Origin of the sequence: Achromobacter kerstersii (genome assembly GCF_902859595.1) — a bacterium.
Classification (GTDB): domain Bacteria; phylum Pseudomonadota; class Gammaproteobacteria; order Burkholderiales; family Burkholderiaceae_B; genus Achromobacter; species Achromobacter kerstersii.
The window spans coordinates 219,739-240,667 of record NZ_CADIJQ010000004.1; the positions used below are offsets into that span (position 1 = coordinate 219,739).

At 64.4% G+C, this 20,929-nt stretch carries 19 protein-coding genes; 4 read left to right on the top strand and 15 right to left on the bottom strand.

Translation table 11 applies throughout. The features are described from left to right. Positions 1 to 123 precede the first annotated feature (123 nt). From HV765_RS14795 to HV765_RS14815, 5 genes are read right to left on the bottom strand one after another with little or no spacing between them, the layout of a single operon-like run. Positions 124 to 546: a nuclear transport factor 2 family protein gene (locus HV765_RS14795; RefSeq protein WP_175170152.1), complete on the bottom strand. Its 423-nt coding sequence runs from the start codon at positions 544 to 546 to the stop codon at positions 124 to 126. Beyond that, positions 543 to 1,772, bottom strand: coding sequence for an SAM-dependent methyltransferase (locus HV765_RS14800; RefSeq protein WP_254600579.1), 1,230 nt, complete (start codon positions 1,770 to 1,772; stop codon positions 543 to 545). Before HV765_RS14800 ends, HV765_RS14795 begins: the two co-directional genes overlap by 4 nt. Then, a complete protein-coding gene (locus HV765_RS14805; RefSeq protein ID WP_175170153.1) occupies positions 1,762 to 2,580 on the bottom strand; it encodes a DUF1365 domain-containing protein in 819 nt (272 codons plus the stop codon). The genes HV765_RS14800 and HV765_RS14805 overlap by 11 nt, the downstream gene beginning before the upstream one ends. Next, positions 2,577 to 3,866, bottom strand: a complete 1,290-nt coding sequence (locus HV765_RS14810) for an NAD(P)/FAD-dependent oxidoreductase (RefSeq protein ID WP_175170154.1) — start codon at positions 3,864 to 3,866, stop codon at positions 2,577 to 2,579. Before HV765_RS14810 ends, HV765_RS14805 begins: the two co-directional genes overlap by 4 nt. After that, complete coding sequence (locus HV765_RS14815; protein WP_175170155.1) at positions 3,863 to 4,468, bottom strand: chalcone isomerase family protein; 606 nt, start codon at positions 4,466 to 4,468, stop codon at positions 3,863 to 3,865. Before HV765_RS14815 ends, HV765_RS14810 begins: the two co-directional genes overlap by 4 nt. A 116-nt stretch (positions 4,469 to 4,584) precedes the next feature. Here HV765_RS14815 and HV765_RS14820 point away from each other — a divergent pair, with 116 nt between their 5' ends. After that, complete coding sequence (locus tag HV765_RS14820; RefSeq protein ID WP_054422794.1) at positions 4,585 to 5,205, top strand: TetR/AcrR family transcriptional regulator; 621 nt, start codon at positions 4,585 to 4,587, stop codon at positions 5,203 to 5,205. Positions 5,206 to 5,393: 188 nt separating this feature from the next. Here the strand turns inward: HV765_RS14820 and HV765_RS14825 are convergent, their stop codons facing one another. Continuing rightward, complete coding sequence (locus HV765_RS14825; RefSeq protein ID WP_175170156.1) at positions 5,394 to 6,062, bottom strand: DNA-3-methyladenine glycosylase I; 669 nt, start codon at positions 6,060 to 6,062, stop codon at positions 5,394 to 5,396. Then, positions 6,059 to 6,469, bottom strand: a complete 411-nt coding sequence (locus HV765_RS14830; RefSeq protein ID WP_054422797.1) for a lysozyme inhibitor LprI family protein — start codon at positions 6,467 to 6,469, stop codon at positions 6,059 to 6,061. Before HV765_RS14830 ends, HV765_RS14825 begins: the two co-directional genes overlap by 4 nt. 164 nt (positions 6,470 to 6,633) lie before the next feature. Here HV765_RS14830 and HV765_RS14835 point away from each other — a divergent pair, with 164 nt between their 5' ends. Continuing rightward, positions 6,634 to 7,443 carry a metallophosphoesterase gene (locus tag HV765_RS14835; protein ID WP_054423324.1) on the top strand — a complete coding sequence of 270 codons (810 nt, stop codon included), beginning with the start codon at positions 6,634 to 6,636 and terminating at the stop codon, positions 7,441 to 7,443. Here the strand turns inward: HV765_RS14835 and HV765_RS14840 are convergent. The 3 genes from HV765_RS14840 to HV765_RS14850 form a co-directional block, all read right to left on the bottom strand. Further along, positions 7,440 to 9,605: a TonB-dependent siderophore receptor gene (locus tag HV765_RS14840; protein WP_175170157.1), complete on the bottom strand. Its 2,166-nt coding sequence runs from the start codon at positions 9,603 to 9,605 to the stop codon at positions 7,440 to 7,442. The genes HV765_RS14835 and HV765_RS14840 overlap by 4 nt on opposite strands. Before the next feature lie 222 nt (positions 9,606 to 9,827). Then, the gene (locus HV765_RS14845) at positions 9,828 to 10,436 is read right to left on the bottom strand and encodes a hypothetical protein (protein ID WP_175170158.1); all 609 of its coding nucleotides are present in this window, start codon (positions 10,434 to 10,436) and stop codon (positions 9,828 to 9,830) included. Positions 10,437 to 10,450: 14 nt separating this feature from the next. Next, on the bottom strand, positions 10,451 to 11,500 hold the full coding sequence (locus HV765_RS14850) for an NADP(H)-dependent aldo-keto reductase (protein ID WP_175170159.1): 1,050 nt from the start codon (positions 11,498 to 11,500) through the stop codon (positions 10,451 to 10,453). A gap of 144 nt (positions 11,501 to 11,644) precedes the next feature. On the opposite strand from HV765_RS14850, the gene HV765_RS14855 reads away from it, so the two are divergent. Continuing rightward, a complete protein-coding gene (locus HV765_RS14855; RefSeq protein ID WP_054422804.1) occupies positions 11,645 to 12,421 on the top strand; it encodes a bestrophin-like domain in 777 nt (258 codons plus the stop codon). Between the two features lie 66 nt (positions 12,422 to 12,487). On the opposite strand, the gene HV765_RS14860 is transcribed toward HV765_RS14855, so the two are convergent. The 5 genes from HV765_RS14860 to HV765_RS14880 all read right to left on the bottom strand — a co-directional run bounded on the left by HV765_RS14860 (position 12,488) and on the right by HV765_RS14880 (position 19,945). Beyond that, the gene (locus HV765_RS14860) at positions 12,488 to 12,937 is read right to left on the bottom strand and encodes a GNAT family N-acetyltransferase (RefSeq protein WP_175170160.1); all 450 of its coding nucleotides are present in this window, start codon (positions 12,935 to 12,937) and stop codon (positions 12,488 to 12,490) included. 31 nt (positions 12,938 to 12,968) lie between these two features. Next, positions 12,969 to 15,497 (bottom strand): excinuclease ABC subunit UvrA, encoded by a 2,529-nt coding sequence (gene uvrA, locus HV765_RS14865; protein ID WP_175170161.1) that lies wholly within the window; start codon positions 15,495 to 15,497, stop codon positions 12,969 to 12,971. Positions 15,498 to 15,549: 52 nt separating this feature from the next. Then, positions 15,550 to 17,094 (bottom strand): hypothetical protein, encoded by a 1,545-nt coding sequence (locus HV765_RS14870; RefSeq protein ID WP_175170162.1) that lies wholly within the window; start codon positions 17,092 to 17,094, stop codon positions 15,550 to 15,552. Between the two features lie 92 nt (positions 17,095 to 17,186). Continuing rightward, a complete protein-coding gene (locus tag HV765_RS14875) occupies positions 17,187 to 17,993 on the bottom strand; it encodes an alpha/beta fold hydrolase (protein WP_156336516.1) in 807 nt (268 codons plus the stop codon). A 92-nt stretch (positions 17,994 to 18,085) separates the two neighbouring features. Next, positions 18,086 to 19,945: a methyl-accepting chemotaxis protein gene (locus tag HV765_RS14880; RefSeq protein WP_054422813.1), complete on the bottom strand. Its 1,860-nt coding sequence runs from the start codon at positions 19,943 to 19,945 to the stop codon at positions 18,086 to 18,088. 233 nt (positions 19,946 to 20,178) lie between these two features. On the opposite strand from HV765_RS14880, the gene HV765_RS14885 reads away from it, so the two are divergent. Next, positions 20,179 to 20,862, top strand: a complete 684-nt coding sequence (locus tag HV765_RS14885) for a LuxR C-terminal-related transcriptional regulator (protein WP_054422817.1) — start codon at positions 20,179 to 20,181, stop codon at positions 20,860 to 20,862. The last annotated feature ends 67 nt before the right edge of the window (positions 20,863 to 20,929 follow it).

Genomic DNA, 20,929 nt, shown 5'->3' on the forward strand with positions numbered 1-20,929 from the left:
TGCGATCCGCAACCAAAATCAAGGCATTTTCAGCGTCACCCCGCTACCCCGCTACCCGGCTACCTCGCTACCTCGCTACCTCACTACCTCACTACCTCGCTACGGCGCCACCGCGCTACCGCGCTACCGCGAGGACATTTTGCGCCGCAACCGGCGCAGCACGGCGCCCAGCACCGGAATGCGTTCGTAAATATGCGCCGCCGGGTCCCAGAAATCCTGGTGGTCGATGATCAAGCCTTGCGAGTCCAACACCAGCGCGCTGGCCCCTTCGAAGTCGAACGCGTGGCCTCGGAACGCGCCGTCAAACCGCCACACCAGAAAGGCGTCCACGCCCTGTCCGCCCTGCCGCAAGATATGAAAACGCGGCTGCTCCAAATTCTGGAACATGTGGGCGTAAACCTGTGCGATGCCCGGCAGGCCGTGCACATCGTTGAACGGATCAGCAAAGTGCGCGTCGGGCGCGTAGACGGTATCAATGCTGGGCAGCGTTTGCGGCGTCAGCGCTTCAAACCATGCGGCGATTTCTTGCAGGCGTGCGTTCATCATTGCGTCCTTTTCTCTAAAACCCAATGCCGGACATCCGTGCGGCCTTCTCGAAATCCGGCTTCGCAATAGCACAGATACATGCGCCACAAGCGGATGAAGGCGTCGTCGAAACCTTGCGCGCGTACCGCCTGCACCTGCGCGTCAAACGCGTGGCGCCAGCGAAGCAGCGTATCGGCGTAGTCCAGGCCGAACGCGTGTTCGTCGATGATGTCGAGCCCGGCGCGTGCAGATTGTTCACGGATCACGCGTGGGCAGGGCAGCATGCCGCCGGGAAAAATGTATTGCTGAATAAAATCCGTACCGCGCCGGTAGGTGCCGAACGCTGCGTCGGCGATGTCGATGGATTGCAGCGCAACCCGGCCGCCGCTGCGCAGGTTCCGGGCCAAGGTATCGAAGTACACGGGCCAGCGGCGCTCGCCCACGGCTTCGACCATCTCAATGGAGACGATGTGGTCGTACTGTCTGGCGCCCAGGTCGCGGTAGTCGCGCAGTTCCAGCGTGACGCGGCCGTCCAGCCCTTGCGTTTGCATGCGCGCGCGGGCCCATTGCAATTGCGCGTCGGACAAGGTGATGCCGTGCACGTGCAAGCCGCGTTGCGCGGCGCGCTCGGCAAAGCCGCCCCACCCGCAACCGATCTCCAGCACGTGCTGGCCGGGCCGGGCGTTCAAGGCATCCAGCAGCCGGTCGATCTTGCGGTGTTGCGCGGCCTGGAGCGATTCCGTGCGATCCGCGCCGAACAGCGCGGCGGAATAGCTCATCGACGGGTCCAGCCACAAACGATAGAAGTCGTTGCCCAGGTCGTAGTGGGAAAGAATATTGCGGCGGCTGCCTTTGCGGGTGTTGTCGCGCAGAAACAGATGCGACAAGCGCCGCGCCAGCAACGCCCACCACTTGCCTGCCACAGCTTGAGACAATGCGGCCTCGTTGCGCAAGGCCAGGGTGAACAGCGCAAGCAGATCGGGGCTGTCCACCCAACCCCGGCGCAGGCTTTCCGCAAAGCCGATGTCGCCCTGGCGCAAGATGGCCGGCGCCGCCCGCCAATCGCGGATGATCAGTTCGGCATGCGGCCCGCCGCCGGGCTCGCCGTACAGCGCGTGCCCGCCCGATGGGTCCGTCAAGGCCAGGGTGCCGACGCGCAAGCGCGCCGCCATCGCCATCAATCCACGCGCGGCCCAGCCGGGCCTGGCGGCAGCGCATTCAACGCTGAGTTCGTCTTCACTCATCATGGCCCTCGCGCGGGTAGGTCACTTCGCTTGGCGGCGCAGCGGGTTTGCGTTGGTATGGCACCTTGCGCAAGAACAGGCGCAAGGCTTGGAGATGAATGCGAGCCACCACGCCCAGCGTCATGAAGGGCATGGCGAGCAGCGCGCGCAGCAAGGCCGCCGTAGACAGCGGCGTGCCGACGCTTTGAATGGCGGTGTGCAGCAACGGCGCGGGCAACGCGGGATCATCGAAGTAGTCGATGGCGACGCGATGCGTATCGCCCTGCTCATGCACGCGAAAGCGGTACACGCCTACCACGCGGCAGAACGGCGACACATGAAATTCCTTCGTGGTTTGCAGGGCTTCGCCATCATGAATGGCCCCGCCGTCTGGCGCTCGCAACACGTATTGATGGCGTTCGCCAAAGGTGTTGTTGACCTCGGCCACCAGCACCCGCAGCACGCCATCGGCGTCATGCACGTACCAGAAGCTGACGGGGTTGAAGACATAACCGAACACGCGCGGAAAGCTCTGCAGCCACACGGCGCCCACGTCCATACGGATGCCGGCGATGTCCAGCCGGGAACGCAGCCAGTCCATCGGATTGCCGCCACTGCGGTCGCCGTGGTCGGCAAAATGAAACGCCACGGGGCGGCGGCGGTTGACGCCGAACAGCCATGACGACCGTCCATCCATCTCTGTCGCCTGGTCGACGCGCACGCGCAGGCAGAACACGGGGTACGTGAAGCGGTGCGCAACGGGTCGGGTGCGCGCATGCACCACGCGCGCGCGAGCGAGTTCGATCGGGGCGGTGGTAAGCGCCGCTGTCATGGCGCGGTGCTCCACGGTGGCGACACGCCGAAGTCAGCCGCAACGCGGATGGCGGATGCCAAGCCGTCTTCATGAAACCCGTAACCCGTCCACGCGCCGCAGAACCACGTGCGCGCGCGGCCCTGGATGCCGGCCAACTGGCTTTGCGCCACAACGGTGTCGGCGTCCAGGACGGGGTGCTCGTAGTCGAAACGGCCCAACACGCTGCTGGCCGCCGGTTCCTGCTGCGGGTTCAGCGTGACGATCACCGGCTGCTTGAACGGCAGCGGTTGCAAGTGGTTGAGCAGATAGCTGACCGACATGGGCGCATCCGCCGTGGGGCCGGCCAGATAATTCCACGCCGACCACACGGCGCGCCGGCGCGGCAGCAAGGCCGTGTCGGTGTGCAGCACGGCCACGTTGGGCTGATAGCGCACGCGCGACAGCACGTCGCGTTCGTCTTCGCTGGCATCCAGCATGGCAAGCGATGTCGGCGCATGGCAGGCCAGCACCACGGCATCGTAGCGGTCAACATGCCCGGCCGACCGCACTTCCACGCCGTCGGCCAGCCGCTTGACGGTATGCACCGCGCTGGACACGCGCACGTCTGCAATGCGCGGCAGCATCGCATTCACATACTGGCGCGCGCCGCCCTTGACCGTTTTCCATTGCGGGCGGCCGGCCACTTGCAGCAGGCGGTGGTTCAGGCAGAACGACAGAAACGTGCGGGCCGGTTGCTGCAACACCATGCTGGGCGGCGTGGACCAGATGGCGCCCGCCATCGGCAGCAAATACCAATCGCGCATGGTCTGGCCGTAGCCTTCGTCATCCAGCAGATCGCCCAAGAGCGCATAGGGGCCGCAACGCGCCAGATAACGCGCGGCGTGGCGATTGAAGCGGAGGATGTCGCGCAGCATGCCCAGGAACGCGGGGCGCATCAGGTTGCGGCGTTGCGCGAACACGGTGCCTAGGCTTGTGCCAGCCCATTCCAGATCGGGCTGCGCGAGCGACACGCTGAACGTCATGTCGCTGGCGTGTACGGGAATGTTCAGATGCCGGAACAACTGCACCAGGTTGGGATAGGTCAGGTCGTTATGCACCAGAAAACCGGTGTCGACCGGGTGGCGTATGCCGTCGACCTCGGCGTCTACGGTGTTCGTGTGGCCGCCCACATAGGAGCCGGCTTCAAACAAGGTCACGCTGTATTTTTCAGACAGCAGCCACGCCGCGCTCAAACCCGACACGCCGCCACCGACCACCGCAATGCGGCCGCCTGGCGGGATCGGCGCGGACAGGGCGCGGTTCATGCGGCGTCCTGACGATTCAGGCCCAGCAGATTCGCGCGCAAGGCCGGGCTGCGGGTACGGGGGTCGAGCCAGATGGCAGCGAACGCGCGGGCAAAGGCGGGGCTGTCGATATCGCCCGCCGGCGTGTCGCCACGGAAAAAGCGCACGCCCTCGCCGCGGCGAAACCAGCCGGTCAGGCGGTCGCCCGCGGCCACATCAGGAAAGCGTTCGCGCATGGCCTGCGTCCAGGCGGCCAATTCGTCGGCGGGCGTGTCGGTCAACCGGGCAATTTCTTCGGTCGAGGTGGAGACAATCTGCTCGCCCGGAATGTTGCGCAGGTAGCGCAGCATCAAGACGAAGTCGCCATCGGGATCAAACGATGTGGACGTGTCGGGCGCCGTTGCGTCGGGCGCCGATGCGTCGGGTGCCGCTGCGTCGGGCGCCGATGCGTCGGGTGCCGCTGCGTCGGGTGCCGGCGCAGGCACATAGAGATAGGCGTGATACAGCCGGAACACGCTCCACGTGAGCAAGCCATGGCCGATCAGCCGCCAATCGGCGGGATGCGCCGTCAGCAACGCGGACGGCAACGCAACTTCCAGGGGTTTCGACGTCGGGGTGGCCATGTCGCCGCCTTGTTGTGAACCGATTAGTCACGATTAAACCATCAAGTTTAAAAAAATACTATGCAGTTTAGATTTAGACTATGCAGGCAAATTTCTGCCTGAATGGTCTGTCCCCCATGCCCGCTGCCGCCCCCGTCAAGAAACTGTCCTTCAAACAACAGCAACTGTTGCTGCGCGAAGATGCCATCCTGGATTCGGTCAACCGAATGCTGGCGGTGAAGGGCTATGACCTGATGACGATGGACGAAGTCGCGGCCGATGTCGGGATTTCCAAGGCCAGCCTGTACAAGCATTTCGCGTCAAAGGACGCGTTGGCGGCGGCGTCGATGACGCGGCTGCTGGACCGCACGCTGGCGGTGATTGCGGCGCTGCCGGAATCGCTGGGGCCGGTAGACCGGCTGAAGGAAGTGGTGCGCTGGGCCGTGCGGACGCACCTGGATGACGAAATGCCGCTCTTGCCGTCCACCCGGTCGACGATTCAGCAGGCGCTGATCACGCACACGCCCTACCTGGAACGCTTGAGCCAGGTCACCGAAACGCTGGGCGGCTGGATTCTGGCGGCGCAGGAAAGCGGTGAGCTGTCGTCAGACTTGCCGGGCGAAGTGATCCTCTACACGATCTACGCGCGGTCGTGCGACCCGGTGGGCAACTTCCTGAAAATGGGCGGCGCGTTCCAGCCCGACGAGATCGTCGAATATTTGATCACCACCACGTTTAACGGACTGGCCGCGCGCTGACGTCCCATGCCACCCCGGGGCGCAAACCCAGCACGCAAACCCCAGGCATGAATCCCGCGCTGATCCCGGCGCTGATCCCGGCGTGAATCGGGCGCTGGTCCCGGCGCTGGTCCCGGCGTGAATCCGGCACTGATCCCGGCGCTGATCCCGGCGTGAATCCGGCACTGATCCCGGCGTGAATCCGGCGCTTACCCCGGCCGCTTGAATCCGGCCCGCGCCTGTTCAATGGCGGCGTGGCAGACGCAGCCGCTCATGTGGTCATTGACCATGCCCACGGCTTGCATGAAGGCGTACATGGTGGTGGGCCCCACGAACGTCCAGCCGCGCTTTTTCAACGCACGCGATAGCGCCGTGGATGCCGCAGATGTCGGGTTGTTGTTCCAGTAATCCAGGTCAATCGCCGGGGGCCGCTCAGCAGGCTGCGGTTCGTGCCGCCATAACCAGCCCGCCAACGAACCGGTTTCCTCGGCCAGCGCCACGGCGCGGCGCGCGTTGTTGATGGCGGACACGATCTTCGCGCGGTTGCGCACAATGCCCGGGTTGCCCATCAGGCGGTCCACATCCTGCTCGGTATAGCGCGCCACGCGTTCGAAATCGAAATCATCGAAGGCTTCGCGAAACGCCTCGCGCTTGCGCAAGATGGTGATCCACGCCATGCCCGCCTGAAACCCTTCCAGGCAGATTTTCTCGTACAGCCGGCGGTCGCCGCCGACGGGCCGCCCCCATTCGTGATCGTGATATGCCGGCATTGACGGCTGCCAGAAGCAGCGCGGCGCGCCCGCTGCATCAAGAATCAGGCCAGCCTTGTCGGGCGCGGGTGACGTGCCCGCTGCGTCTTCAAGCGCTGGCATTGTCATTGCTTACCGGGTACGGGGCAGCTCATGTCGCCTTCTTCGCACTTCAGGTACGCGCGCAGTTCTTTCGTGCGGGCCTGCGTCAGCTTGTCCAGGCACTGGCTCAGCACCATGGGATAGGCGCTGCCGCCGGTGGTGCCGGCTGACGAGAACGCACATTCCGCATCGCGAAAAAACAGCCACGCCTTTTGCGCGGCCTGCAATTGGGTCAGCTTGGTCTTATCGTCTTTCAGCCGTTGCGTGACGTCTTTGTACGCCGCGTTCAAGTCGGCGTCGGACGTTCGATAGGCCTGGTCGGCGCACAGGTTCATGTCGGTCTGCGTTTCGGCATTGCTGCAATTTTTCAGCGGCTGCGCCTGTGCGCTGGCCGCCAGGATCAGCGCGGCAGCCGTGGCGATTGCGATACGCATAAACGTTTCTCCTGTTGAAGGGTTGAGTCGGTAAAAGGGTTGAATCGGTAAAAGGGTTGAGTCGGTAAGTAATGGCGCCCGAAGGGTCCGTCTGATGGGAAAGTGTCGCATGGATGGGTACGGTGGCGCATGCCGCAGCCGGCCCATCGCCTAAGATATCGGCCATGAAGATTCAATTGCTCTCTGATCTGCACCTGGAATCCGACCCGACCTTTCTGGCGCGGCCCACCCCTGGCGCCGACCTGCTGGTGCTGGCGGGCGACATCGGCTCGTACCGTGAAGGTTCGAAACTTTCCAGCACCGACTTCGGCCTGGGCAGCTACGCGCCACGCAACGGCTGGCCCACGCCTGTGGTGTTCGTGCCTGGCAACCATGAATACGACAACCTGGATTTCGACGACACGCATGATCGCCTGCGCGAGCTCTGCCACGCCCTGGGCATCCAATGGCTGGAACGCGACACCTGCGTCATCGACGGCGTGCGCCTGGTCGGCACCACGCTGTGGACGGATTTCGATGCGCTGGCGTCAGACAGCGACGCGCTAGGCGTGGCGCTTGCCAAGCGAGCCAAGGCGTTTCGCGCGGCCGACTTCTATCTGGAAAAGGCGCAGATGCGCCGTCAGGGCGCGCCCTTCATGGCGGAACAGATGCGCGAGCAAGGGCTCGTCTGCCAGCAATGGCTGGACGCCGCGCTGCGCGTGCCGTTTGACGGCCCGACGGTGGCCATCACCCACTTCGCGCCGACGCTTGCCAGCGCCGACCCGCGCTACGGCGTCACGCCCGGCACGGCCGGCTTCTGCAATACGTTGGACGCGTTGCTGCCGCTGGCGAACGTGTGGATGCACGGCCATCTGCATTGCGCGCATGACTACGTGAAAGACGGCTGCCGGGTCGTGGCCAACCCGCTGGGCTATGCCAAAAAAGGCGAACAGGCTGACTTTTCGCCTGATCGCCTTTGGGAAGTGAACGCTTAGAACTTCAGGCTGGCGCTCAAGCCGTAGGTGCGCGGGTCGCCGGCCTTCACGTAATCCGACGATTGGAACAGCCAGTAGCGCTTGTCCGCCAGGTTGTTGATCCCGGCGCGGAACGTCGTCTCGTAGCCATAGATGCGCGTGTCGTAGGTGGCGCCGATGTTGATGATGGCGTAGTCATCCACGCGCACATTGTTCGACGCGCCCAGCATGGTGTTGCCGGTGTATTTCACATCGGCGCGCAGCTTCAGGCCCGGCAATTGCGGCACCGAATACGACACCTGCGCCGCCGCCACCAGCTTCGGCGCGCCCGCCACGCGGTTGCCCGTGTAGGCACTGCCCTTCTTGTACTCCGAATCCAGGAACATCAGGCTGCCGCCTACGTTCCAGTTCGTGGCCACTCGCGCCGACGCGCCCAGCTCCAGGCCCTGATAAATCGACTTGCCGTCTTGGGTCAGTTCATTGGCAGCGTTTGCGTACTCGGCCTTTTTCTCGATACGGAAGAGCGCCGCGGTGGCCGCCCAGTCATCCTGGTTGGTCTTCAAACCCAATTCGTACTGCTTGCTCTTGAGCGGGTTCAGCAAGGCGCCGTAGTTGGCATAGGTGTTGCCCACCGACGAACCCGGCTCCAACGATTCGATGTAGCTGGCGTAGGCCATCGTCTGCGGCGTGATCTTGTACATCAACGCCACGGTCGGCGTCAGCACGCCGTTCTTGTCGTAGCGTGACGACTGCGCGCCCGTCGCATCAAAGCCCACCTGCTCGTAATTCGTATAGCGCAGGCCGCCCAGCAGTGACCAGCCGCCGGTGAGGTCGATGGTGTCGCTGGCGAACATCGCCTTTTGCGTGATCTCGGCCGCGCGGTACAAGTCCAGGCTGCCTTCGCTGTAGTACGTGTTGGTGTTCTGCGACCGCAGGTTGCCCGTGCCTTGCAGTTGGTACACGCCATTGACGCTGTAGTCGTTCTTCTGCTTCTGCCACGACGCCCCCGCCACCACGTGATGCTTCAGCGGCCCGGTTGCGAACTTGCCTTCGACCATGCCCTGCCATTGGTTGTAGCCGTAGGCCTCGCCGTAATCGGAACGGTAGTCGTCGTAGTCGCCTGCCTGGTTTTGCAGGAACAGCACAGATTCATTGCGGCGCGTGCGCGTCGAGCTGTAGCTGTAATCGGTGCGCACGCTCCAGTCGGACGAAAGCTGGTACTTCAGGCCCGTGGAGTAGTAGCGGAATGCGTTGTCGGCGTACGGGCCTTCGCCCACGAGCTTGCCGTTGTCATTGCGTACGGGCGACGGCAACTCGCTGCCCGCCAATTGGCCCGCGTAAATAGTGGGTTCCTGGCCGATCGCCTTGCGGTCCTGGTAGATGGACTGGAAGTCCCAGGTCAGCTTGTCGGTCAAGCGCGCGTCCAGCGCCAGCGAGACGGAGTCGCGATACAAGGAGCCGCCGTTGTACGTGTTGCCTTCTTCGTGCGTCGCGTTCAGGCGGTAGCCGAACGTGCCGCTTTGGCCCACGCGCCCGCCCAGGTCCACCTGTTCACGCAGCAAGCCCTTGGACACATAGCCCAGTTCGATGCTGCGCACCGGCTCGTCCGTCGGCTTCTTCGTCACGTAATTGACCAGGCCGCCCGGCGAACCAAAGCCGTACATGAAGCCCGAGGCGCCCTTCAACAAATCAATCTGCTCGAACTGTTCGAACGGCAGCGTCGTCACATAGCTCAGGAACGGCTTGCCATCGATGCGGTAAGAATTCTGCCAATCCAGCGGCAGGCCGCGCACCGTCAGGTAGCTGGCCCACGCGCCGTAAGACGCGCTGTTGTCACTGACGGACGCGTCCAGTGCGAACACGTCGCCCAGCTTGTTGACCTGCCGGTCCTGGATGTCTGCCGCGGTCACGACCGTGGTCGAAAACGGCGTTTCCAATTGGCTGCGATTGCCCAGCGCGCCGGTGTTCACGGGTGCGGACAGGTGCTCCAAGGTGTCGTCGATTGAGGTCGCGTTGACGGTCACCGCCGGCAATTGCGCCACGCCCTGCGAGTCGGCGGCGGATTGGGCCTGTGCTCCGCCTGAGAAAACCATGCCCAACGCCAGGGCAAGAACAGAAGGCGTAACAGCAGACCGTGCAAGCTTGCGCGCACGGCACTTCCGGTTGGAAGTCGGACGGACCACGTTGAATTCTCCAGAGCAGACGGGCAGAAAGATTGGATTTTTATTATTAACGATACTGATTCGCAATAATATTTACGATTCCGCACAACGCTGACTGCTGCCTGGATAGCGTGACGCTTTCAAAACGTTTGATGGATCAATCACTTGCGCCGAATTGCCCCATGGCGGGGCATGTCGCGCGGGGACAACAGCGGAAGCTGCTGCCCCGCGATGCTCGAAGACTTAAGGCTCCAGCCCCGCCACCGGCAAGGCGAACAGCACAATCGCCGGATTCGCCACCACGAACCCCGTGCCCGCCAGGAACATCACGGGCGACAGCGCGCGCGCCATGTCCGCGCTGCCTTGCGAGTCTTGCACCGTGACCTGGTACGACTGGTCCAGCGCCGTCTGCTTGCCCCCGCCCGCCTGCGCCACGCTGGGCGTGCCAGGCCGGGCCAGGTAGCGCTTGCCCTTGATGTGATGCGTGTAATAAACCATGCCTTCCTTCGTGGTCTGGAAGTGCATGGCCAGCGCCTGTTCACGATCACGCGGCGTCGCGTTGCCCATCAGCTGCAAACGCACATAGCCCCAGGTGAAGCCATCGGCCCCAACATAAAAATCGCGCGGAATCCCGGCGGTCAGCCGGGTCCGGAAGTCAGCTTGCATTGCCTGCGCCATTGCTGGCGGCATGTCGAACAGATAGTGATACTGCGGGCCCAGCACCGCAAACGTCTTGCCGTCCGACGACACCATCAACGTGGAGACGTTTTCGGTGTACGTCTTGGTCGACGCGCAGCCCGCCATCAGGAGGGCAAGCGCGGCGAGAAGCAGCGTAGTCAGGAAGCGTTGCATGGGCCAGGTTTCGATCAAGGCGCCGGATTCGGATAGCGCGTGTGGATCGCGTCAATCGCCTTGAGCACGTCCGGCGACAAAGTGACGTCGACGCTGTCGATGTTTTCCTTCAGCTGTTCCAGCGTCGTCGCACCGATCAGATTGCTGGTGACGAACGGGCGCTGGTTCACCCAGGCCAGCGCCAGGTGCGTCGGCGAGATGCCGTGTTCGCGCGCCAGCGCCACGTACTCGCTGGTGGCCGCTTCCGCCTGCGGATTGCTGTAACGCGTGAATCGCGTGTAGCGCGTCAGGCGGGCGCCTTCGGGCCGTGCACCGTTCAGGTACTTGCCGCAGAGCATGCCCATCGCCAGCGGCGAGTACGCCAGCAGGCCCACGCCTTCGTGGTGCGTGAATTCCGACAGGCCGATTTCGAACACGCGGTTCAACAGGCTGTACGCGTTCTGAATCGACACCACGCGCGGCAGGTTCTGGGTATCCGAATGACGCAGGAACTGCGACAGGCCCCACGGCGTTTCATTGGACACGCCCACGTGGCGCACCTTGCCGGCGCGCACGAAATCCTGCAACACCGACAGGGTCTCTTCGATCGGCACAGTGTGCTCGTCTTCGACCCACGGGTAATTCAGCTGGCCGAACGTGGCGGTGGTGCGGTCGGGCCAGTGCAGCTGATACAGGTCCAGGTAATCCGTCTGCAAGCGCTTCAGGCTGGCGTCCAGCGCTTCGGTCAGGTTCTTGCGGTCCAGGAAGGTCTTGCCATCGCGGATGTGGCCGGGGCGTTTGGGGTCGCGCACCGGGCCGGCCACCTTGCTGGCCAGCACGATGTCCTGGCGGCGCTTGCGCTTCGCGAGCCACGTGCCGATATAGGTTTCGGTCAGGCCCTGGGTTTCGGGCTTGGGCGGCACCGGGTACATTTCGGCCACGTCGACCAGGTTGACGCCGCGCGACAGCGCGTAGTCCAGTTGTTGATGAGCGTCGGCCTCGGTATTTTGTTCGCCCCAGGTCATGGTGCCCAATCCAATCAGGCTGACATCCAGGTCGGTACGGCCGAGTTTGCGGGTTTTCAAGTTCTGCTCCGTGCGGGGTCTTTAGAGAGGAACCGACACCTTACCGCAAGTACTTGGCGTTTCGCTGACAGAATCAGGGCATCCGGCAGCTTGCCACCCGCCCGCAAATCCGCATACGCTGGCCTCTTCGCGACGGGGAGCGCCATGCTCAGGAACTTCGACGAGTCTTATCTCTTCTTCATCGGCGTCATCGTTTTCCTGGGCATCATCGAGCTCTGCTTCCGGCTGGGCCTGCACCAGCGCAAGCCCGGCGATGAAACGCACCGCACGCACATCACCGCCCTGCAAACCGCCCTGCTCGGCCTGCTGGCTTTGCTGCTGGGCTTTACCTTTGCGATGTCGGTCACGCGCTTCGAGGCGCGCAAGAACCTGGTGCTGGAAGAAGCCAACGCCGTGGGCAACGCGTACTGGCGTTCGCAGCTGATTGCGCCGTCCGCACGGGCGCAGGTGCCGAAGCTGCTGCTGGAATACACGAAGGCGGCGCTGGAGCTGCATGACGCGGAAAACGACGCTCCGCGCTTTGACGCCGCCAGCGCCACGTCACGCCGCATCGAACGCCAGATTCGCGCCCTGGCCGCCGCCACCGCCGACAACCCGCCCGCCGTGTCGACCATCATGTTCATTCAGGCCATCAACGAGATGGCGCAGATCAACGAGAAGCGCCGCGTGGCGCTTGAAAACCACGTGCCCGAGCCGGTGTTCTATTTGCTGTTCATCGTCAGCGGGGGGGCCGTGGCGTTCATTGCGTACGGCACGGGCTTGCATGGGCGCAGGCGCTTGATTTCAACCGGTCTGTTTGCCGCGCTGATTGCGTTGGTGCTGACGTTTATCGTCGACATTGATCAGCCGGGAACCGGCGTGATCCAGGTCAATCAGGAAAGCATGGAGCGGATGCAGAAGACGCTGGAGCAGGAAATGTAGCGAAGGGTTCCGGGCGTGCGGCGAGTCCAAGATATAGGGAATCCGCGCTTCCAGCTCGTCCGGCCTTCAGAACACGTACTCCAGCACCTCGTCGCCCGCGGCGTCGAACGTACCCGTCGAGCGCCATCCCAAGTGGCGATAGAAACCGTAAGACCGCACGGCAGGGTCCGTGGCGCACCCCAGGAACAATCGCTTGAAACCCAGCTGACGCAGCGCGTCGCGGGTCATGTGCAAGACGGTCTTCCCCACCCCGCGCCCTTCGTATTCCGGCAACAGCGCCAGCACAACGATTTCCCCGGTGTCGCGATGCCCGAAGCAATAGCCGGCAAGCCTGCTGCCGTCCAGCGCGACAAAGCCGGGATACAAGCCCGCTTCAATCCCCACACTCCACGTTTCGCAAGTGATGCCGGCGTCGGCGAGCTGCGCTTCGGTGACGGCGTTCTCGCGGGTTCGGGTGCGCAGCGCGATGCAATCGGCGGCGTCTTCGGGAATGGCGGGGCGGTAGGTGATGGTCATGTTGGCAAGGATACGGCTAAAGAAAAACGCGTCAACCGCCCCCCAGCATCCGCTTCAAAAACGGCGCCGTCACGCCCTTGCCTTGACGGCTGACGGACTCGGGGGGTCCTTCGGCGACGATGTGTCCGCCCTCTTCGCCTGCGCCAGGGCCCACGTCGATCATCCAGTCGCTGCCGGCGACCACGCGCAGGTCGTGTTCGACGACGACGACGGTGTTGCCGGCGTCGACCAGGCCGTGCAGTTGCGCCATCAGCTTATCCACATCCGCCGCGTGCAGGCCGGTGGTGGGTTCGTCCAGGACGTACAGCGTGTTGCCACGCTGGCTGCGTTGCAGCTCGGTCGCTAACTTGATGCGCTGCGCTTCGCCGCCAGACAATTCGGTAGCGGGCTGACCCAGGCGCAAATAGCCCAGGCCGATCTCGTGCAGCAGCGTCAGCGGACGGTGCACCACGGGTTCTTCTTTGAAGAAGGCCAACGCCTCGTCGACCGTCATCGCCAGCACTTGCGCGATGTTGCGGCCGTTCCATTCGATCTCAAGCGTCTTGGCGTTGTAGCGGCTGCCGTGGCACGTTGGGCATGGCGCGTAGACACTCGGCATGAACAGCAGTTCGACGTGGACGAAGCCTTCGCCCTCGCAGGTTTCGCAGCGGCCTTGCGCCACGTTGAACGAGAAGCGGCCGGCGCTGTAGCGGCGCGACTTGGCTTTCTTCGTCTCGGCGAACAGTTTGCGGACGTGGTCGAACAGGCCCGTGTAGGTCGCCAGATTCGAACGCGGCGTGCGGCCGATGGGCTTCTGATCCACGTTCACCAGCCGCTTGATCGCGTCAACGCCCGCGTCGATCCGGCCCGTCGTGCGCGCCACGCTGCCCGGTTGCGGCACGTCGCCTTCGGCGTCTTCGGCCACCGGTTCGTGGCCCAGATGTTCACCCACCAGTTCCACCAGCGCCTGGCTGACCAAGCTGGATTTGCCCGAGCCCGACACCCCCGTCACCGCCGTGAAGGCGCCCAACGGAAAACGCGCGTCGATGCCATGCAGGTTGTTGCGATGGATGCCACGCAACGACAGCCATCCTGCGGGTTCGCGCGGCGTCTTGCGCACAGGAGCCGGCGCGCCAAACAAATAGCGCGCCGTGAGCGACGCGGCCACCTTGCGCAGGCCATCAGGCGGGCCGCTGTACAGCACTTGGCCGCCGTGCTGGCCCGCGCCGGGGCCCACGTCCACCAGCCAGTCCGCGCGGCGCAGCGTCTCCAGGTCGTGTTCGACGACAAAGAGCGTATTGCCCGCGGCCTTCAATTGATCCAGCGCGCGATGCAAGGCCTGCCCGTCGGCAGGATGCAAGCCGGCCGACGGTTCATCCAGCACATACACCACGCCAAACAGATTCGAGCGGATCTGCGTAGCCAGCCGCAAGCGTTGCAGTTCGCCCGGCGACAAGGTGGGCGTGGACCTGTCCATCGCCAGATAGCCCAGACCCAGCGCCTGCAAGGTGCTGATGCGCTCAACCAGGTCTTGCGACAGCCGTTGCGCGGCGATGCGCTTTTCTGGCGACATATCCGGCTGATCGACGCTGCCTTGGGCGGCCGGCGTCAGGGCCTCTGCGATGCGGGTAAGCGGCAGTTGCGTCAGCGTGCCGATGTCCATGCCCGCGAAGGTCACCGACAAGGCCTCGCGTTTCAAGCGCCGCCCGCCACACACGGGGCAAGGCGTGCCCGTCAGAAAACGCGCCACGCGCTTTTTCATCATGGCGCTTTGCGTCGTCGCGAAGGTGTGCATCACATACCGGCGCGCACCGGTGTAGGTGCCCATGTAGCTGGGTTCCTGCTTGGCGCGCACGGCCGCGCGGGTCTCGGCGGGCGTGAAGCCGGCATAGACAGGCGCCGTCGGCTGCTCGTCGGTGTACAGAATCCAGTCGCGGTCTTTCTTGGGCAGGTCGCGCCACGGCTTGTCCACGTCGTAGCCCAGCGTGACCAGGATGTCGCGCAGGTTCTGTCCGTGCCAGGCGGGCGGCCAGGACGCAATGGCGCGCTCGCGGATGGTCAGCGACGGGTCGGGCACCATGGATTGCTCGGTCACGTCGTACACATGGCCCAAGCCGTGGCAATTCGGGCAGGCGCCCTGCGGCGTGTTGGGCGAGAAGTCTTCCGCGTACAGCATGGGCTGACGCGCCGGGTAGGTGCCGGCGCGGGAATACAGCATGCGCAACATGCTGGACAGCGTCGTGATGCTGCCGACCGTCGACCGCACATTCGGCGTGCCGCGCTGCTGCTGCAAGGCCACGGCGGGCGGCAAGCCCTCGATGGCGTCAACGTCGGGCACACCCACCTGATCGATCAGGCGGCGAGCATACGGGGACAAGGACTCCAGGTAGCGCCGCTGCGCTTCGGCGTACAGCGTGCCGAACGCCAACGACGATTTGCCCGACCCGGATACCCCCGAGAACACGACGAGCGCGTCTCTCGGGATATCCACATCGACGTTCTTCAGGTTGTGTTCACGCGCGCCCCGAACGCGAATACAAGCGTCGGCGCGCAGTTTGGCGGAGTTCTTTCGCTGGCTCATGGAGCCATGATAATGGACGCGCCAGGGGCCGCTTTATGGCCGATTGCCGGCCTTACCCCTGCCTCAGCGCCGCCACCGACTCCGCCAGGTCCAGATACCGGCGGCGCATCAGGGCATCGACCTGGTCGCGCGGGTCGCGGCTGTTCTTGTCAGGTTCGTCCAGATTCGCCGCTTTGAACAGCGGCAACAAATCACGCGTGAACGAATCCACCGTTGGGTTAACGGTGTGGTCCACCAGCTCGCCTTGCACATACTTCGACACTTGCATGGACAGGTTGCGCGTCTGGCTCAACGTTGCCGACGCCAGCACGCCACGCTCAAAGCGAAGGTCCGTCTGACTGCGGGTAGTGTCATCGATCTGATAGTAAAGATAGTTCTGTGAAGACTTGTCCGTCGTTAGCGCCAACTTCACATCGGGTGTCAATGATCGATGAAAACTGGCCTTCAGCGATGACTGCTGATCCTGCGACACGACCTGATTCCAACGGGCCTGGCCCGCGACACGGCTATTCTGCGATACCTGGAACGAGAATCCGTCGACCTCTTCGCGGCGCCCCGGATTGATCGCTTGCGTGACCTGCTTGATGGACGCCGAAAAGTCCGCCAGCCCGGACAACAGGCTGCGATGCGCATCCGACGACGGCACGCGAACGACAGTGCCCTCCGGTTGCGAACGCTGCGCCTGCGCCGCGCCGTAGCTGCTGTGCACGGTGGCAAACGCGTCCTTGAACAACGACATCAACGCGGCGTCGCCGTCGCCACGGCTGCGGGCGGCGTCGAATTGCTGCAGATATTTGTTGACCGCCGCCGCCTGTTGTTCCGCCGTGCCGAAGGTGGCGGCCTTGGTCAGGTCTGCGCTGACCTTGATGTCTCCGTCTGGCCCCGACACCATCAGCGACCGTTGCGTGCTGTCAGCCAGAAATTCAATGGTCTGCACCGCCAAGCCGTTGGCTTGCGTGGTCGCGCGCAGATTGACCGACGACAGCAAGGACGTATCCATGTCCGCCAGACCCGCCAGCGCCAGACGGGGAGGCACCAGGGCCAAGCCGTCCAGCGCGTCCTGGAACGCGCCGGACAAATCCGCGATCGCATTGCGCTCATCTTCGGTCAGCGCGCCTTCGGTCACGTCGATCTGCACCGCCATGCCTTCGGCGCCGCTCTTGAGCGTGATATCGACCTTGGCGCCGCTGGCCGTGGTCATTTGAAGCGACACCGTATTGGTTGCCTGCAACGACGCCGCCGAAGCCGTGCCCGATACGCCTTGCGCCTGCACGTCCTGGCGCGCCGGCGCCCATTGAGAATAGTTGCCGCCTTCAGTGCGAAACCGGCTCAGCAGCGCCACGCCCACACCCGAGAATGGGTTGCCGGCGCCGCGCGACGCCACATTCCTGGCCATCACCACCGAGACGGCGTCGTTGACCGCCCCCGTCTCCGTATACGTCGACGCGCTGGCGCCCGACGGGCTCTGGCCCAGCAACACCGAGGTAGATGCGGGCGCGATGCTCGGCACCTGAGGGGAGGCTGCGCGCGAAATGAGGGTGTCCGTACTGAGCGGGGTGACGCTCTGCACGCCTCCCAGTGAGCTGATGGTAGTCATGGCGGCGATGGAATCCTGGCGCTTGATGCAGTGCCCGGTTTAACGGCACGAAAGCCGAAAAGTTAAGGGGCGAGCGGGTTACGCCGATCCGATCAAACGCCGCGCTGATCCAAAAACGCGCCCACCGCCTCCAGCACAACGTCCTCGCGCTCGCGATGCGGCACGTGGCCGCATCCGGGCAACGGCAGCATGGCCGACGGGCCGCCCGCCAGCGCCACCAGCTTTTCGGGATGGCGCATGGACCCGTACTCATCGTTTTCGCCATGGATGGCCAACAGCGGCACGGTCAGGCGCGGCAAGGTCGTGTCCAGATTCCAGCCGGCGAATTCCGCCGACAGCCAGGTCTGCACCCAGGCGTCCAGCACCCATTGCGCTTTCTCGCCGTGGTAACGCTTCAAGCGGTCCAGTTGGGCGGGGTCGCGGAACTGCTCGCCGGCCACGCGGATGCCTTGCAGCGTGCGGTCTTCGACGAATTCCTGGGCAGATTCCGTAATGACGCCGATGCAGCGGCCGGGATACGCTGCCGCAATGGATACCGACATGCCGCCGCCCACGCTATGGCCGAAGACGATAAAGCGGGTCAGCTTGAAATGGTCGACAAGTGCGGCGAAGGCGTCTTGCGCTTCGCTGGCGACAAAGTCCGGTAGCAGGCGGTGGGGGTTCGGGTCAGATTGGCCGAAGCCCAGCCGGTCATAGGCGATGACGGTGCGGCCGGTGGCCTGCGCCAGCTTGGCGGGAAAGTCGCGCCACAAGTCCACACTGCCCAGCGAGTCATGCAGCAGGATGATCGGGGCGCCCTCGCCTTGCGGCGAACCCGGCCAGCGCCGGGCGTGGACCCGGCCGTGGGCGGTCGGGATCAGCGTGTCTTCAGGCGCGCGAGCGGCGGGGTCGGCCATCATTCATCCTCTGTTCAGTCCATGGGCTTCGCAGATTCTGCTGCCTTCCGGGCTGGCAGGCAACTGCCGCCCGGATGACGCGATGGCCGCGCCGGTCAGTACGCCGAGGCGGTCTGCGGCAGGGCCAGCATTTTCTGGCCCGCCGCGTGCGTGTCGCCACGCAGCTTGAACAGGCCCACCGTGTCGGCCAGCACACGCGCCTGGTCGCTCAGCATGGCGGACGCCGCGGCAGATTCCTCCACCAGCGCCGCGTTCTGCTGCGTGGCCTGGTCCATGTCGGCCACGCTGCGGTCGATCTGGCTGATGCCCACGCTTTGCTCCGTCATCGCGCCGTGGATTTCGGTGACCAGGCGCTGCACGCGGGCGATGCCGTCCACGATCTCGCCCATGGTCGAACCCGCAGCCTGCACGCGTTCAGTACCGCTCTTGACGTTCTCGACCGACGCCTGGATCAGCGTGCGGATTTCCTGCGCGGACGCCGCGCTGCGTTGGGCCAGCGTGCGCACCTCGCCCGCCACCACCGCAAAGCCGCGGCCCTGCTCACCTGCGCGCGCGGCTTCCACCGCGGCGTTCAGCGCCAGGATGTTGGTCTGGAAGGCGATGCTGTCGATCACGCTGATGATTTCGGTGATGCGTTGCGACGACTGCGAAATGGCGCTCATCGTCGTCACAGCATCCGTCACCACCTTGCCGCCGCGTTCAGCAGCCGAGCTGGCTTCGGTGGCCAGACGCGTGGCGTGTTCGGCGGCTTCTTCGGTCTGGCGCACGCTGGAGGTCAGCTGCGTCAACGCAGATGACGTTTCCTGCAAGGAGCCTGCCGACGTTTCGGTACGCTGCGACAAGTCGCGGTTGCCCATGTCGATTTCGCTGGTAGCGGCCGACATCGAGTGCACGCCCGACCGCACTTCCAACATCACATGGCTGATTTTGTCGACAAACGCGTTGAACGACGCCGAGATCTGCGCCACTTCGTCATGGCCCACCACCTCCAGCCGGTGCGTCATGTCGCCGTCACCCGAGCCGATGGTGTCCATGGCGTCGCGCACGGCCGACAGGCGCTTGAAGGCGCGAGACGTCGCCACGCTGGAGATCGCCACAGCGGCCAGCGTCAGCACCACCAGCGAAATCAGCGTGGCGTTCAGCACTTGCGTGAGGCCGGCCGTAGCTTCGGCGCGGTCCAGCGCAATCACGAGCGACCAGTCGGTGCCGGGAATCTGGCGCGCCTTGATCAGTTTCGGCACGCCATCCAGCGCCACCGTGATGGGTTCCGCGCCGTCATGCGCCATGGCGGCAAGCGCGGCGGGCGTGAGCTCCGGGGCCACGTCGGTGGACGGCTTCAACGCCAGCTTGTCGTTCACATGCGAAATGACCTGCCCGTCGGTCGCCACCACAAACGCCAGGCTGGACGGCGTGGGACGAATGGCGCGGATGATGCTCTGGATGCCGTCCAGCGGCACGGCGCCGCTCAGCACGCCGGTCGTCTGGCCGCCACGAATCATCGGCGCGGTGAAGGCCACATAGAGCTTGCCCGAGGCGGAATCGCCATAGGGCTTGGTGACGGTGAGCTTGCCCGCGGCCACCGCGCTCTTGTACCAGGGGCGGGCGGTGGGGTCATAGTCGGCTGCGACCTGCGTGGTCGAGAAAAACGTCTTGTCGGACCAGCCGACGGTGGAAATCGGGAAGCCGTTGGTTTCGCCCATCAGCTTGGTGAAGCCGCGGGGGTCGCCCTTTTCAATGGCGGCGGCGGTGGCGGAGACCGCTTGGGCCTTGTCCGCCGACCAGCGTTCGATCGCGCTGGCATTGCCGGCGGCGATGGCGTCCAGGTTGCCGGAAATCGTCGCCATCATATTGCTGCGCACGATCTGGTAGGTGGTTATCCCCGAAAGAACCAGCGCGCCCACCACGGTAAAGCACGAGATCAATAGAATTCGGTTGCGCAACGACGTAATTTTCATGCCTGCCTTCTTAACCTGCTTTCGTACAGCCCCCGCCCACGCCGAACGGCGCGGGTATCTGGTCCGCCCAGAAAACCGGCGGCCACGATGGACTTACGGCATACGCGGCGCGGACTTTAGGGGTAAACACCAATTCCGGGCGTCAAATACCCAGTTCAAGGGATATCCGGGCGCGCGCGCCGACGGCACAATTAGAATCGGTCAATCCTGGCCCTCTTTCCGCCTTATCTCCTATGTCCGCCTCTCCCCTTGCCTCCGAATTGACGCTGCCCGCTCCGGTGCTGCTGGTGGAGGACGAACCGCTGGTCTGCCGCCGGCTAGAAGGGCTGCTGCTGCAGCTGGGCTATCAGGCTGACGCCTTGATCTTCGCGGGTTCGCTGGCCGAAGCGCGCGCCTGCCTGGCCAGCCAGCCGGTCGCCTTGGCGCTGGTCGACCTGGGGCTGCCCGACGGCAGCGGCATCGAACTCATCGCCGACATGCACGCCGCCGACCCCGGCTTGGCCATCCTGGTCATTTCCGCCTGGTGCACCGAAGACGCCATCCTGGCCGCGCTGCGGGCCGGCGCCACGGGGTATGTGTTGAAGGAACGCGACGACATGGAGGTCTCGCTGTCGCTGCGCAGCGTGCTGCGCGGCGGTGCCCCTATCGACCCCTTCGTGGCCCGCCGCATCATCGACGAGTTGCGGCCCCGGCCCACGGAGCAGACTGGCACGGCAAGCGGTGAGATACTTAGCCCCCGCGAAAGCCAGATTCTTCGTCTGGTGGCTGAAGGTCTGGCCAACCGCGAAATCGCCGAACAGCTGTTCCTGTCGCGCTACACCGTCGAATGCCACATCAAGCACATCTACCGCAAACTGGCTGTCTCCTCGCGCACGCGAGCGATCCACGCCGCGCGTACGCGTGGCTTGCTGGACTAAGCGCAACAACGCGGTTTGCTGGACGATGCGCTACTGCGTGGCTTGCTGGACTGAAATGGTGGCTGGC